Source organism: uncultured Mobiluncus sp. (genome assembly GCF_947254095.1).
Taxonomy (GTDB): Bacteria; Actinomycetota; Actinomycetes; order Actinomycetales; family Actinomycetaceae; genus Mobiluncus.
In genome coordinates, this window is record NZ_CAMYBV010000008.1 from 1 (window position 1) to 14294 (window position 14294).

Genomic DNA, 14294 nt, shown 5'->3' on the forward strand with positions numbered 1-14294 from the left:
CAGCCGGCAACACACCGTCCTGGTAGCCTTGCGCCAGACTTCCTGTCCGACAAACCCCTCAATCGGAAAGCAGACAAGAAACTTTAGGAAAATTCATTCCAGTACTTAATTTTACTGCAATTGTTCGCACAATCAAGGGAAATTCCCGATTTAGCTGACATTTTCGTTTCAATAGGGTAATAACCGACCGGCACAGTTCACCGCGGACTGAGGCTAAGCTGCGCTGAGCAGCGTCAAAACTCCGCGGGGAGCAGATATCGCCTGGGACAACACCGCGTTGGAAGATTGGCTCAGGATTCGGCCTCGCATATAGTTCATGGTTTCTACCGCCATGTCCGCATCCTGCATGCGACCGTGGGCAGAAGACAAGTTTTCCACCGAGACATTCAGATAGTCTATGGTGGATTCAAAACGGTTTTGTACCGCTCCCAGGCTCGCTCGCGCCCCAGAGATGACCTCGATTTGGTCGTCAATGTTCGTGATGGCTTCCCGGAAAGCATTAGCGCCGGCGTCCTGAGGGATCTGACCCAGTTGGGCACGGGCGATGTCCACCACGTCCACGAAAGTAATCGCGATGGTGTCAAATTCCGTCGCTCCCGCTCCAATCTGGAAGCGCAGGGCGTCGGCTGGCTCGGTGTAGCGGCCTCCCAAAATTTTCCGGCCCATCGCTTCGGTTGCCTGGCCGATACGCCCGATTTCTTGGCGCAGCGCATCCATCTCCCCAGCTATAGAGAGACTGTTTGCATTGGTATTAGTAGCATTGGCGCCCTGCACCGCGAGGACTCGCATCCGTTGCAACAAACTGTGCACGGTTCCCAATACCCCATCGGCCGTTTGCACCAGCGAGATACCGTCCTGAGCATTACGGACCGCCTGTTTGGTGCCCAACACCTGGGATTTAATACTTTCAGCCACCCCGAGTCCAGCCGCGTCGTCAGCCGCCGTATTAATCCGGCGTCCCGTCGAGAGTCGCTGCAGGGATTGGTTCAGGATCTGCTGGGCCGAAGTCACATTCCGGTAAGCGTTTAGAGCCATGGTGTTGGTTTGGATTGATTGGGCGGCTCCCGCTCGCACATTTTTGGAACTGGAGGGTGGCGGGGAGGAAAACTTTGACAAACCCACAGCTTCCCCAGAAATCCGGCTTCGTGGCATCGAACTGCCTCGAGGGCTCGACGCGGAGCCAGCTGCATAGCTGGTGCGAATCGGCGCCGCGTCGCCATCGCTGGACACGAAACTGTTCACGGCATAAGCCAGGTGAGAGGGCATACCGGAAGTATCAATCGAGGACTCATAGCTGGGTTCTGAGCCGGGCAGGGGCAGTTCGGAGGCACCAGACTGATCAAAAGAATCGGTGTCGGGCGCAGAAAAACCCGCCGCTGACATGCCTGGCGACATGGCGACGGAGTATCCATCCACAGTTAACGTGGTCATCGCTCCCACCATCCTTGGGGTCATTTCTGAAAGGCCGGACACCGGGTGCCAACCCATCACCGAGGAACATTCCTTGCCCTCGCGCGGGGCGGATTTTCGGTTTTCCCGAAATCACACCGCAAAATTTAGTGTAAGGGGTGGTGAGGGAAATGTGAATAGTCCAGTTTGGCTTGTGCAAATGACCGGACAAATGCCGCCCGCCCGGCGTCAGCCGTTGATATGCCCGTCGTCAAAGCCGATGTTAACGTGGCTGGCGTCACAAAACGGGGTGTTCTTGGAGTCATCACAGCGGCAGAGCACGTAGCGATTTTGCACCGGGTAAGTTTGCCCGTTCGCGTCCGTCAGCGGGATTGCGCCCTGGACGTAGATTCCGGCGGAGCACTCATTTTGAGGGTCTTGGGTGACGACGACCAACGGCTCTAAGTCCGGTTCCTGCACGGCGCCCTGCGGGTCCAGGCGCGTCAAACGACCGGCCGGGCATTCGTCAATCACCTTGGTGGCTGCCGCCACCTGAGCCGGAGTCTGCGCCGCGGCGACCTGCGTCCACGCGTCCCCGGCGGGGCCGTGACAAAACCGAGCGTAAGCGCAGCGTCCGTCGTCGCCCATCCGCAGCTGGGGACCTTCCACAATGTCAATACGTTCGGTATAGGGCTGGTGATTGGCCGTTTCCGTCCCCACAAAGTCCGCCTGATGATGCGAACCGTCACAAAACGGCTTGTCATGCGACAGTCCGCAGCGGCACAGGGCATAAGTTTCGTCCTGAGGCAGGACCCGTCCCGGATCCCAGGTGTAACCCGGCCCCTCGGGGTGAATCCGCGCCTCTCGCAGCGGCACTCCGCCGGTCACCAGGTACGGCCCGCCCGCGCTGACCTTGATTCCCATTCCTTTCGCTGACTGAGACATCGCAAACTCCTCGCTGAGACTTGACCATGAAAAGGTCAATAAAGCTTATAGAATCTGTATAAAACTGTACTCGCAATAGCCGCCTGGCGCGAGGGATAGACCGGATAGCCCCACTCGCACCAGACCGGGAGGACCCGCGGGAGGCAGAGACGGGCGCCCGCGCCTGAAAAAAGGCTGAAATAAAACCGAGTTTTCCTTGAATTTGCAATAATTTTACCCCTTACCAGACGGTAATTTTTCCCACTACCGGTGAGCGTTGGCAAAGGTCAAGGCAACACGCCGAGTTCAATTGTCCTGACAATTCCCTGAAATGGTGATTTCCTGCGCAAATGCTCCGTAATATTTCTAATACGGCGACGAAAACTGCCGAATATGTCAGGTGTAAGTCACCAAGGCGTAAAGCCGAACAATACTTGGAGTCGTAGATGCAGCTGAATGGATTGGGCAATTACCAGGCGAACAACCTGATTACCCCGTGGAATAATGCCGCGACCTCCAAAGAACTCGCCACCACCAACCAAGGCGCCTCCGGTCTGAGCGCCGGTCTGAACGCCCTGCGGGGAGCGGCGCGTACCGCCCCGGTTGCACCCACAACCACCCAGGTCAACACCAGTTCCGCCCAGGTTGACGGTTTCGGCGACGAAGTCCAAGTTTCCCCCACTTCCAACACTCGCGCGGAAGTCGCCACCGAAAACTTTAAATCCCAGACCGCCCAAGCCGCAGTCACCACTGCCAACGCGGTCAACGCATCCTTGGGCAAAACCGATGAAATCCTGGCCGGCATGAAAACCATCGTGTCGAAACTGTCCAACCAATCCCTGACCGGCACCCGGCGCGCCGAACTGACCGAAGCCTTCGGAACCTTGGCCCACCGCCTGGACAGCCTGGTCGACGACGAATCTTTCGCCGGTCACAAGACGCTGGACGGCCGGTTCCGCGCCACCTTCACCGTCGGCGATTCCACCCGCGTCACCATTGACGCCACCCTGCCCAACGGCAAAGGTTTCAACACCGAAGGCTTGGGACTCCAAGGTTTCGCCGGTCTGCTGGCCACACCGAACGCCACCCGCGACGCCAACCCGGCAGTCTCGCAGGGCTTAGACATCGCCCAAGGCGCGGTCGCCCAGGTCCGCACCGGTTTGAGCGATGCGACCGCCTCGACCGTAGACGCGATGAACTCCAGCTCCAAGCTGTTGGGCGCCGCCATCGGCGGCACCCCCGCCCTGGCTCAGAACCTGGTCGCCAACACGATGGCGCAACTGGCTCAATCCGGCGCCGCCGCTTTCACCGCCCAAGCGAACACGGCGACGTCTTCCGCTCTGCGGTTACTGTCCTAACCTGGCCACGGCCCCCGATTCTGGCGGGGATTATTTTCCCCTGCGTTCCACTCGTTGCTGGTGTCCTCTCATCGTTGCTATCGCGCTGGCCGCTCACACTGCACAAGGTGTTTCCGTCACCCTCTCCGGGAACGGAGCTATGCGGAGGTGCCGCGCGGCGGTTTAGATTCGCAGCGGCAACAGCTCCCCCAGGTCCGCACGGTTCCCCGAAGCCGCCACCAACCCTTGTGAAATGGCAGTTGACCAGGATAAACCCCCGACCGCCAACGCCAGCCACACCTCGGCAGGCATCTCAATAACCGCCGGCGGAGTCCCGCGCCGATGCGTCGTCCCCGGCAGAATCTGCACCGCCCCGAACGGCGGAACCCGCACCTCCACCGCCTGACCCGGCGCTCGTGCCTCTAACAGCTGCAGGGCAAACCGGACCGCGGTCGCCACCGTGGCCCGGGGCACTGACGCACTCAACTCGGGCAAATGTCCTATCAAATCCGGGGGCCACGGCGAGAGTGCAGGCTCGCCAGAACCGACCTCGGGAATGTCGCAAACCCTGGAAATCCAAGCGAAAACCGCGGTCCGACCGACCGTGTCAGAAATCTTCTTTGCCACGAATATAAAATCTTTCTATTCCCAGGTTGCTTTCAGGATGTTATCATTGATTCAACAGCTTGGTGACTAGGCAGGTCACCAAAAACAAACTTATATGTCCCAGGATTACCGGAACGACGATACACGCTAAGGAAGGCCATCATGGTTGTTCAACTGACCACCAATACCAATGCCAGCCTGCTGGCGATGCAGCAGGCAGCTCAGAGCGCCGCGGCTCAGAAAGCCGAGTCCCTCCATCAAGCCGCCGCGCCCAGCCGCGTGGATTCCTTGGACTTGCGGGCTAACCCGCTGGCGGCCAAAGTCGGCCAGACCCACCAGACACTGAACGCCGCCCAGCGCGGGGTGGAAGTTTTGCGTGTCGCCAATGAAAACCTGGATACCGCCGCGAAACACCTCGAGTGGATTCACAGCGTAGTTGCCGCTGGTAAATCCGACCCCTCCGCCCGCTTGGCGCTGGCTGACGGACTGGCGAGACTGGATCAGACCCTGCACGGGGCTCGCTACCAGGGCGAAACCGTCTTGGACGGCACCGACTTTTCCATCGCCCCCGGCGCGCACGGCGCGGGCGTGACCGTGTCGGTCGGCTCCCCGGATTTGCGCGACCTGGCCTCCCTGCTGGCCACCGGCGGACGCGGAATCGCGGCCATCAACCTGGACGACAAGGACACCTCGATGAAATCCGTGGAACGCGCTGATTTGCTGGTGTCCCACGCCAAGATTCAAATCGCGGCTCAGACCTTCGCGCTGGGCGGGCTGTTCAACTCCCTGACCGGCAATCTGGACGAACTGGGCGGATCGGCGATGACTCCCGACCAGGCTGGCGCGACCGCGGGGAACGCGATGTCCGCTATTGCCGCGGCACCGAAAGCCGCGACCGCGGCCCACAGCATCAGCACCGCTGCCGCTGAAAACTTGTTGATGAACTAAGACCCGAGAGACGCGTAGGGCCGGTCCTTTTGCAGGGCCGGCCTTTTCGCTGCCCGAGCTGCGCTGGCTCAAGTGCGGGTCAAGTGCGGGTCAAGTATTTCCTTTTACGGGGCTGAATCCAAGCCATCTCGAATCCGGCTCAAGCCTGACTATTTGTTGCCCACGCTGAGACAGCTCGAGTCCGGCTCTTTTGCTGAACTGGCCTTTCGCGGGGGCCGGCCGAAACGCGACGAGCCACCGAACCGGGCTTGTGACAACCCGACCTTATGCGAACCGACAGTGAACTAAACCTGGCCGGCAGCAGCGGAAGGCTCGCCCACCAAGAACGCCGGCGCTTGCCAACCGGCCTGACGAAACGCGGCAGTCACAGCACGAGCAACCCGATCCACGTCATCCAGGTCAACCAGCGCGATAGCGCAGCCGCCGAAACCTCCGCCCGTCATGCGCGCCCCCAACGCTCCGGCCTGCATCGCCGCCTGCACCGCCAAGTCCAACTCCGGACAGCTGACCTCATAATCGACGCGCAGAGACTCGTGAGACTCGCTCATCATCCGGCCCAGTTTGTGCCAATCCACCGTGGGACGCATCAACTCGTAAGCAAAGTTGCGGGTCCGCACGATTTCGGTGAGCACATGGCGAGCCCGGCGAAACACCTCCGCCGCCGCCTCGCCCTCGCCCAGACGCTTGGACAAACGCGGCAAAATCGTGGCAATATCAGGGTTTTCCAGCGGTCGGTCGAAATCAGAGGGCTGCAGCACCCCCGCCAGTTCACCTAGGAACTCCACGCCCATCGCCGCGGCCGCAATCTCGCATGTCTGGCGGCGGGCCGCGTATTGGCCGTCAGCCAAATCGTGACGCGCCCGCGTATCGATGACCAGCAGTTCCATTCCCGCTTGGGCCAGTGCAAACGGGAAATCAATCGTCTCAAAAGTCCGACAATCCAGCAGGAACACCTGGTTGGGGTGGCTCAGCAGCGCCGCCGCCTGATCCAGCCCGCCGGTGGGCGCCCCGACATAGAAATTTTCCGCCCGCCGACCCGCGTCAACCAGCTGGTGGCGGCCCGGAATCGAATCAGCCAAGCCGAAACCGCACAGCGCGTCAACCCCGACCGCGACGGCACATTCCAGCGCCGCCGACGAGGACAACCCCGACCCCAACGGTACGCAAGAATCCACCGCAATATCGAAACCGGTCGCCGCCCCCGGGCGTTCCAACACGTCCTCCAGACTCAAAATCGTGCCGCCCACATAAGCCGCCGGACCACGCACCAGGCGCGAACCGTCCTCGGGAATCGCATCGGTCAAACCGCGGGAAAACTCGTCCAAGTCCAGTTCCAGAGCCTCGCTGTCCGGGTCAAACTGGGCCGAAATGAGGCGCAACCGGCGGTCCGGGCGCGGGCGCATCGCGGCATAAGTCGCGTGAGGCAGGGCCATCGGCAGCGCGACTCCGCCGTTGTAATCCGTGTGTTCCCCGATGACATTGACCCGCCCCGGCGCGCGAAACACGCCGGCCGGCTCGGCGCCAAACGTTTTCCAAAACAAGCCGGCGGCGCAGGTCCGACCCTGTTCTAACGTGTAGGGGTTCATGAATAGCGGCTGGGATTGGTCCGGGGTGGCCGGGGCGTTGCCCGGATTGGCGGGGGCAACGGGGGTGGCGGGGGTGACGGGGGTGGCGTCGCTCATGTTTTGCCTCGTTTCGTGGTGTGGATTTATGGATTAAGTTCAGAAGGGCGGTTGACTTGGTTTACCGGTCGGGGCGATGTGCGGGGGTCTAGTGGAAAGTCGTGGGGTAATCCAGGCCTGCAAAAGCGTCCAGCTCCACACATTCGTGAGCCGCCTGGCGGGCGCGAGTGGCAATCCGTTCCGGGGTCGTGTCGGAAATCCAAGCGCCCATTCCCGACTCGGAACCCGCCAGGTATTTCAGTTTGCCCGGCGCGCGCAAGAAAGAGAAAAACTCGCAGTGCAAGCCCAGTTGGCCGCGACCGTCCGCGGGCGACACCGGCGCTTGATGCCACGCCGAAATATAGTTGACCGGCAGATATGGCCCCGGCTGCGCGTCGCCGCCACGGGCCAGCTCGCGATGAAAATGGTTCGCCACAATCATCATCTTTAGATAAATATCGGCCAGCGACTCACGCTGAGCCGCGTCCAGAGCCGCGAAATCCGGCACGATTCGCCGCGGCACCAAGTGAAACTCGATGGGCCAACGCGCCGCAACCGGAACATAGAGCACCCAGTGGGCGTTTTGTGCGACCAGGCGCGTGCCCGCCCGGACTTCTGCATCCCGCACCGAGGCGATGAGGTTCACCTCGGGGTCGCCGGTTTTATCCGCCAGGGCGCGAGCCTGGCGCAACATCGCCGCGGTCTTCGGCGTCAAGTATGGATAAGCATAGATTTGCCCGTGCGGGTGAGACAGGGTTACCCCGATGTCCTCGCCGTGATTTTCAAACACGAAAACCTGTTTTATCTGGGGTAACGCTGAGAGCGCGGCGGTGCGGTCCGCCCAGGCCTCAATGACCGTTCGCATTCGGTGCGGTCCCATCGAAACCAGGTTCGTGTGCAAATCCGGGCCGAAACACACGACTTCGCAACGCCCGTTGGCGGGACGCTCGCGAAACAAGTCCTGGCCATCCGGATGGGTTTCGGAGTTGTTTGCGCCGGGAACTTCCAGCAGCGAGGGGAAACGGTTTTCAAAAACCACCACGTCATAGTCGGTGTCCGGGATTTCGCCGTCTTGGTAGGTCGCACCCGGACGCGCCGGCCCGAGTGGGTTAGCATCGGCGGGCGGCAGGAAAGTGCGGTTCATGCGGTGAGCCGCCATCGGAATCCAATCCCCCGTCAACGGGTCGCGGCGCATAATCGGGCCCGACACCGCCGTTCCATCCGCCGACTCAAACCGAGGCGGGAGCGGACGCGGATCATCACTGCGGCGAGTGGCCCGCCCGGAAACATAGGGCTCAGAATCGTCAAAATAGAACAAATCGCGGCCATCAGCCAGTTTTATCGCGGTTTTGCGTACCAGGTGTTCCATCACGTACCCCTTTCGGGTTAATTCTAAGCGGAATGCGCGGCCAAAGTGGGGGGATGTGCCAATATCTGGGTCAGTCGGGGCAAACCGTGGAGTGTCAGTACGTGCGGCGGAAGGAGGATTGACGGATTGGCTAAGCGGCGGAGAGGACCGCGGGCGGCACGGGGCGACTAAACTGGTTTCATGGATAACATCTATGCTCACGGAATCGCGCGCGTAGCCAGCGCGACTTTTACCATCCAGCTGGGAGACCCCCACGCCAATGCCCGCCAAATCGTCGAATTGGCTCGGGCTGCCGCCGCCCAACACGCCGCCCTGGTAGTGTTCCCCCAAGACTGCCTGACCGGCGTCACCCTCGGGGATTGGGGAGCGAACACCGCGGTCGCCAACGCCACCGTTTCGGCACTACAGTGGATTGCAACCCAGACCGCGGATTTGTCGATTGTGACCATCGTGGGGGCGCGCCTCGGCGGGGTGTCGCGAGCCGTGTCAATCTGGGGCGGAGAGGCTCACGATGACTTGGACCAGAGCTGGGGATTTTCGGCCACGAACCTGCCGGGCCTGCATATTTTGCCGGTCGTCGGCTCGCTGAACCGGCTGGCCGTAGCCGACAATCCGGCTCCGGTGAGCTTTTATACCCGCAATTCTTTCGGCGCGGCCATGTCAGGTAATTCCTTGCCGACCGCCACCGTCATCGCCCACCTGGCCGCACCGGCGCACACGGTCGGCTCCACCCGTCACCTGCACCGCGCGGCTCGCACCCTCTCTCGTGACCTGCATCTGGCAGTCGTGCAAACGATTGGCTCCCACGGCGAGTCCTCCACCGACGGGGCTTACAGCGCCAGCGGATTTATAGCCGCCGATGGTCAGGTCCTAGCTGCGGAAACGCACCTGAGCAGTGCCGGTTTGACCCTGGTCGATATCGTGCTGCCGGAACTGGCACGGGCGGTGCGCTACACCGGCCCGGGCTATACCGAGCTGACCGGATACGGAAACTTCGAGGTGGCGCTGGATTTGGACACCGAGATTCCCCTGCTGGAGCCGCCCGCGCAGCGTCCCCTGGTCCCCGTGACGGACCGGCGCTACCGGGCTGACCTGCGCGAAGCCTTCGATATACAGCGCGACGCCCTGGTGCGGCGCTTGGAGGCGCTGGGGGATTCGAACATTGTCTTGGGGATTTCCGGCGGCCTGGACTCTACGCTGGCTCTGCTGGTCGCCACGGCAGCTAAAGCCACGCGCGACAGCGCGACAGCGCATGAGTCGGCGCGGCAAACGGCGGAGCCGAACCGCGAAAGCAACGATTTGCTTTCGCCGGCGGAGCACCTTGAAAACACCCGCGACAGCGCTTTAGCGCATGAGTCCGCGCGGCAGATGGCGGAGCCGAACCGCGAAAGCAACGATTGCGGGCCGGAAATCCTCACCTTTACCATGCCCGGCTTTGCCACCTCGGAACGCACGAAAGGCAACGCCCAAAAACTGGCCGACGCCATCGGGGTGGGCTGCGAACTTATCGACATTCGGCCTTCTGCGACCGAGATGTTGAAAACGATGGGGCACCCCGCCGGACACGGCGAGGCGGTCTATGACGTCACGTTTGAGAACGTACAAGCCGGGCTGCGCAGTGATTACCTGTTCCGGCTGGCCAATCAGCGCCACGGATTCGTGCTGGGGACCGGGGATTTGTCCGAAAGTGCGCTGGGGTGGACGACTTATGGTGTCGGGGACCACATGAGCCACTATTCGGTGAACTGCGGCGTGCCCAAGTCGATGATGCCCGATCTGATTCGCGAGGCGGCCGAGGTGCTCATCGAGCGCGAGTTGGTCGCCGACCCCGCGGGCTTGCTGGACACGGTGGAATCCATCATCGCCACCGATGTCACCCCGGAGCTGATTCCGGATCACGAGAGCGGCGGGACGGCTCAACACCAGACCACCGAGGGGTCAATCGGGCCGTACCTGTTGCACGATTTCTTCCTGTACCACACGTTGCGCGGGGCCGGACCGGACCTGGTCGGGTTCCTGGCGCTGGCGGCGTTTACCAAACCCGAGGGGTGTACGTGTCAGGACACCGCGGATAAGTGTCAGGACGCCGGGGACACGAAAGACTCCACAGACTGGTCAAACAAGGGCCGCTACTTTACCCGCGAGGAAGTGCTGAAATGGCTGGAAGTGTTTTACCGCCGCTTCCTGACCCAGCAATACAAGCGCTCTACCTCGGTCGATGGGCCGGTCATCTGGGAGGGCATGACGCTGTCACCCCGCGCTGGATTCAACTTCCCCTCCGATTTGAACGCTGCCTGCGTAGACGCGGTACTGGCGAAACTCGATGGGTTACACTAGGCAGCCACTATCTAGCGATGGCGCAGGTAAAAGCGGACAGCGCGATAAATCAGCGGACGCAGCGGCAAGTCGAACTCACCCAATTTCTCAATGACCAGCGGTGAAAAGTGAGACTTAAACTTCATCAAACCGTCGTCAAGCGTCCCTGAAACCCCGCCGATGGAGCAGTAGCGCGCCCCGCGCTCGAAAGCATCACTCATGGATTTGATGTAGATAAGGTCCTGCGCAGTGATTTTAGAATAGTGGCGGTTCATGCCGGCGTAGAGCATCTCAAAACCAGTACCGTAAAGCACCGAAAGACACCCCGCCAGGGGAACAGGGGATTTGTCCACGTGCGAGCGCTCGGTGACGAACTCCAGGTTTTTGCGACTAGAGGCGATCTGCTGGGTGTATTCGCGACGCTTCTGGGTTGCGTTATCGGCCAAAGATTTCAAAGATTCCTCCGCCTTGGATATCTTCGCGCGGTAATTGTCGGCTGCCTCGTCCAAATCGAGGTAGGCCATCCACAGCGAAGCCCTCTGGCCATAAATGCGCATCAAGCTCTCGAAGTATTCCCCCGAACGCAGGTGAATTCCCTTGTCCTGCTCGGTGTGAGAAATCACGTCGAGGAAATCTGGAAGCGCCTCCGGGCCAACCTGGCGCACCTGCACAAAGCGAGACTCGGCATCTTTGACGAAACGCCGGGTGCGCTTGGGCACCACCTCCAAAAGCGTCTTACCCTCCGGCGGACACATCGTGGCCGTGGTGTAGCGCGGCTGCAGGGTTTCGTGCATGACCTTCGGGAATCCCTGGTGGCGGAAGCCCTGGTCCTCGAAGCGCGCAAGTACCTGCAAAGCCCCAGGGTTGCGGGCGGAAGGGTCGTCGCTCATTTCTTCCAGGGGTTTGGCTTGCAAGGCTACGGGAGGGTCAACCTTGATAAAAGCAGCTTTTGCGCGTTTCGCGGAGCGGCGCAGCTCCCGGAGGTAGACCTGAAGCAGGTCAGGGGCACCAGGCTCCGGTTGGCCGTAGTCCATAATCGGGCCGTGCGGCAGATACCACATGGTGTAGCCGAGTTTTAGCGGGCGAATCAACACCAGTCCCGCAACAAGTATCCGACCGGAGGTGTCTCGCAGGGCCGTCAGACGGTGGCCCCAGGTGTTTTTCACCTTGGCCCAATCTGCAGACTGCAGTAGGTTGCAGTTCGGCTGGGCGGTGACGAAAGCGTCGTATTCCGCCGGATCGACGTGGTTATCAAAGACAAACTGTTCTGAGGCACTCACAAGTCTAAGTTTAGCCGTTATGCCAAATTTCGCTATAAAGTACGTATTAGTAACGGCTTAGTTGTCGTCAGTCGCAAGGTTCTGTGCGACGTCAAGGAGCGAAGGCGGGGTTACTCAGCAGGAGACTAGGGGGTGTGCTTCCCCTCCATCGGAGAGGAAGCGAGGGGGGTCCGTGCCCCCTCGGTCTCCCGCGAGAATCCCGCGAGCGACGATGATGCCGCTAAAAATCCTTGAAGGACTAGATAACCCCGTGAGCCAGCATGGCGTCAGCAACGCGGCGGAAACCGGTGATGTTCGCACCGTAAACGTAGTCGCCGGGCTTGCCGTAATCCTCCGCGGTCGCCAAGCAGTCGGTGTGAATGTCGCGCATCATGGCTTCCAAACGTTCCTCGGCATACTCAAAAGACCAGTGAGAACGCGAGGCGTTCTGTTCCATCTCGAAGGCGGAAGTCCCCACGCCACCGGCGTTAGCGGCCTTGCCCGGAGCGTAGGAAACGCCGGGCGCAGCCTGGAAGATGTCAATGGCCTCGGGAGTCGAGGGCATATTCGCGCCCTCCACCACATACTTGCAGCCGTTCTTAACCAAGGTCCGAGCGTCGTTTTCATCGATTTCGTTTTGAGTCGCGGCAGGCAGAGCCACATCCACGGGAATGGCCCAAACCCGACCGGAATCGTGGAACTCCGCACTGGGACGCTGCGCGGCATAATCAGAAACCCGACCGCGGCGCTGTTCCTTAATCTCTTTGAGCAAATCCAGGTCGATGCCTTCCCTGTCATACACCCAGCCGTTGGAATCCGAACAGGTCACCGGCTTAGCACCGAGCTGCTGGGCTTTTTCGATGGCGTAGATTGCCACGTTGCCCGAACCGGAAACCGCGCAGGTCCGGCCTTCCAGGGATTCGCCCCGATCCTCGGCCATGAAGCGGGCGAACATGACCTGGCCGTAGCCGGTGGCTTCGGTACGGACCAGAGAACCGCCCCAGCCCAAACCTTTTCCGGTCAATACGCCGGCCTCGTGCACGCCGGTCAGACGCTTGTACTGACCGAACAGGTAGCCAATCTCGCGGCCTCCCACACCGATGTCACCTGCAGGGACGTCGGTCTTATCGCCGATGTGACGGTAGAGCTCGGTCATGAAGGACTGGCAGAACAGCATGACTTCGTTATCTGACTTGCCGTGCGGGTCGAAGTCTGAACCGCCCTTGCCGCCGCCGATGCCCTGGTTCGTCAAGGCGTTCTTAAAGATTTGCTCGAACCCCAGGAACTTGATGATGTTGCGGTTCACCGACTTGTGGAAACGCAAGCCGCCCTTGTACGGGCCGAGCGCACTGTTGAACTCCACGCGATAGCCGCGGTTAACCTGGACATCGCCGTGGTCATCAACCCAGGGAACGCGGAAAATAATCTGGCGTTCCGGCTCGGTCAGACGCTCCAACAGGCCGTAATCAGCGTATTCGGGGTGCCGTTCGATAATCGGATCCAGCGAGATGAGTACCTCGGTCAAGGCCTGGAGGAACTCCGGTTCGCCGGGGTTACGATGATCAGTTTCTTGTAATACTTTTTCTAGTTTAGGATGCATGAGTTTACGCTCCTTTGGTTTAAATAATTTTGTTGCGCCAAATATACCACCTGTCTCACTTGACAAAAGAATCGTTCCGCATCTTGGACGGGTTCCGCGACGTTCCGGGGCTGGCCGCACCACCGCCCTTGTGAACGCCACAATGACCCAAAAAAGTGACCGGGAAACCTGGTGAGGTTCCCCGGTCATGAAGATGAAGACAGAATCAGATGGACAGCGACACCAAGTTCGTGGCTGCTTTGAACACATCGAGAGTCGGTTCGCCCGGATGCCACCCACAAGAGGTCAAGCCGCCGGACTGCAGGGCGTCGAGCTGACGCACCAGCTCCTCAGCGTTACGCCCGACCGAACCGTCGTCGACCGAGACGAAACGCACCCGATTATCGGGGTCGACCAGGAACGACGCGCGGTCACACACGCCCTCGCGATTCAACACCCCGACCGCTTTCACAAAGTCATAAGTCAGGTCGCTGGCCAGCGGGAACGGCACGTTTTTCAGCAGCTCGTCCTTGGAGCGCCAAGCCAGGTGGACGTACTCGGAGTCAGTGTTCACCGCCACCACGTCACAGTGGCGTTCCTGCAGGTCTTCGTACACTCCGGCGATTCCGGCCAGCTCGGTGGGGCAGACAAAAGTGAAGTCCTTGGGCCACATGATAAACAGGCGCCACTGACCCTCCGGCACGTCAGCGGAGCGCACCCGAGTGAAGTAGTCTTCTTCCTTGTTCACGGGCAGCTCAGAGAGTACACCGCCCACTACGGCCTGAAAGTCGTACTCCGGAAACTCATCACCAATAGTCAAAATCGCCATCGTTTATCTCTCCTCTGGGCTTAGAGTCAGCACGAACCGCTGACTTGGTAATTGTATGTGAAAGCCGTACCATATGC

General features: G+C 60.5%; 11 protein-coding genes. 3 read left to right on the plus strand and 8 right to left on the minus strand.

Going from position 1 to position 14294, the window contains the following annotated elements; all coding sequences use genetic code 11:
* Nucleotides 1-213: 213 nt before the first annotated feature.
* Both Q0X47_RS03925 and Q0X47_RS03930 read right to left on the minus strand, forming a co-directional pair.
* A complete protein-coding gene (locus Q0X47_RS03925; protein ID WP_297723110.1) occupies nt 214-1431 on the minus strand; it encodes a flagellin in 1218 nt (405 codons plus the stop codon).
* Nucleotides 1432-1638: 207 nt separating this feature from the next.
* Nucleotides 1639-2334 carry a CDGSH iron-sulfur domain-containing protein gene (locus tag Q0X47_RS03930; protein WP_297723112.1) on the minus strand — a complete coding sequence of 232 codons (696 nt, stop codon included), beginning with the start codon at nt 2332-2334 and terminating at the stop codon, nt 1639-1641.
* Nucleotides 2335-2759: 425 nt separating this feature from the next.
* On the opposite strand from Q0X47_RS03930, the gene Q0X47_RS03935 reads away from it, so the two are divergent.
* On the plus strand, nt 2760-3671 hold the full coding sequence (locus Q0X47_RS03935; protein ID WP_297723114.1) for a hypothetical protein: 912 nt from the start codon (nt 2760-2762) through the stop codon (nt 3669-3671).
* 162 nt (nt 3672-3833) lie between these two features.
* Here the strand turns inward: Q0X47_RS03935 and Q0X47_RS03940 are convergent, their stop codons facing one another.
* Nucleotides 3834-4277, minus strand: a complete 444-nt coding sequence (locus Q0X47_RS03940; RefSeq protein ID WP_297723116.1) for a sterol carrier family protein — start codon at nt 4275-4277, stop codon at nt 3834-3836.
* Nucleotides 4278-4418: 141 nt separating this feature from the next.
* Here Q0X47_RS03940 and Q0X47_RS03945 point away from each other — a divergent pair, with 141 nt between their 5' ends.
* Nucleotides 4419-5204, plus strand: coding sequence for a hypothetical protein (locus tag Q0X47_RS03945; RefSeq protein ID WP_297723118.1), 786 nt, complete (start codon nt 4419-4421; stop codon nt 5202-5204).
* A 284-nt stretch (nt 5205-5488) separates the two neighbouring features.
* On the opposite strand, the gene galK is transcribed toward Q0X47_RS03945, so the two are convergent.
* Complete coding sequence (galK, locus tag Q0X47_RS03950) at nt 5489-6886, minus strand: galactokinase (protein WP_297723120.1); 1398 nt, start codon at nt 6884-6886, stop codon at nt 5489-5491.
* An 88-nt stretch (nt 6887-6974) separates the two neighbouring features.
* Nucleotides 6975-8234 carry a galactose-1-phosphate uridylyltransferase gene (gene galT, locus Q0X47_RS03955; RefSeq protein ID WP_297723122.1) on the minus strand — a complete coding sequence of 420 codons (1260 nt, stop codon included), beginning with the start codon at nt 8232-8234 and terminating at the stop codon, nt 6975-6977.
* 180 nt (nt 8235-8414) lie between these two features.
* Between galT and Q0X47_RS03960 the strand changes: the two genes are divergently transcribed.
* Nucleotides 8415-10571, plus strand: a complete 2157-nt coding sequence (locus Q0X47_RS03960; protein WP_297723124.1) for an NAD(+) synthase — start codon at nt 8415-8417, stop codon at nt 10569-10571.
* 11 nt (nt 10572-10582) lie between these two features.
* Here the strand turns inward: Q0X47_RS03960 and Q0X47_RS03965 are convergent, their stop codons facing one another.
* From Q0X47_RS03965 to Q0X47_RS03975, 3 genes are all read right to left on the minus strand, one after another.
* The gene (locus Q0X47_RS03965) at nt 10583-11830 is read right to left on the minus strand and encodes a peptidoglycan bridge formation glycyltransferase FemA/FemB family protein (RefSeq protein WP_297723126.1); all 1248 of its coding nucleotides are present in this window, start codon (nt 11828-11830) and stop codon (nt 10583-10585) included.
* 238 nt (nt 11831-12068) lie between these two features.
* Nucleotides 12069-13409, minus strand: a complete 1341-nt coding sequence (gene gdhA / locus Q0X47_RS03970) for an NADP-specific glutamate dehydrogenase (protein ID WP_297723128.1) — start codon at nt 13407-13409, stop codon at nt 12069-12071.
* Between the two features lie 205 nt (nt 13410-13614).
* Complete coding sequence (locus tag Q0X47_RS03975; RefSeq protein ID WP_297723130.1) at nt 13615-14217, minus strand: redoxin domain-containing protein; 603 nt, start codon at nt 14215-14217, stop codon at nt 13615-13617.
* Between the last annotated feature and the right edge of the window lie 77 nt (nt 14218-14294).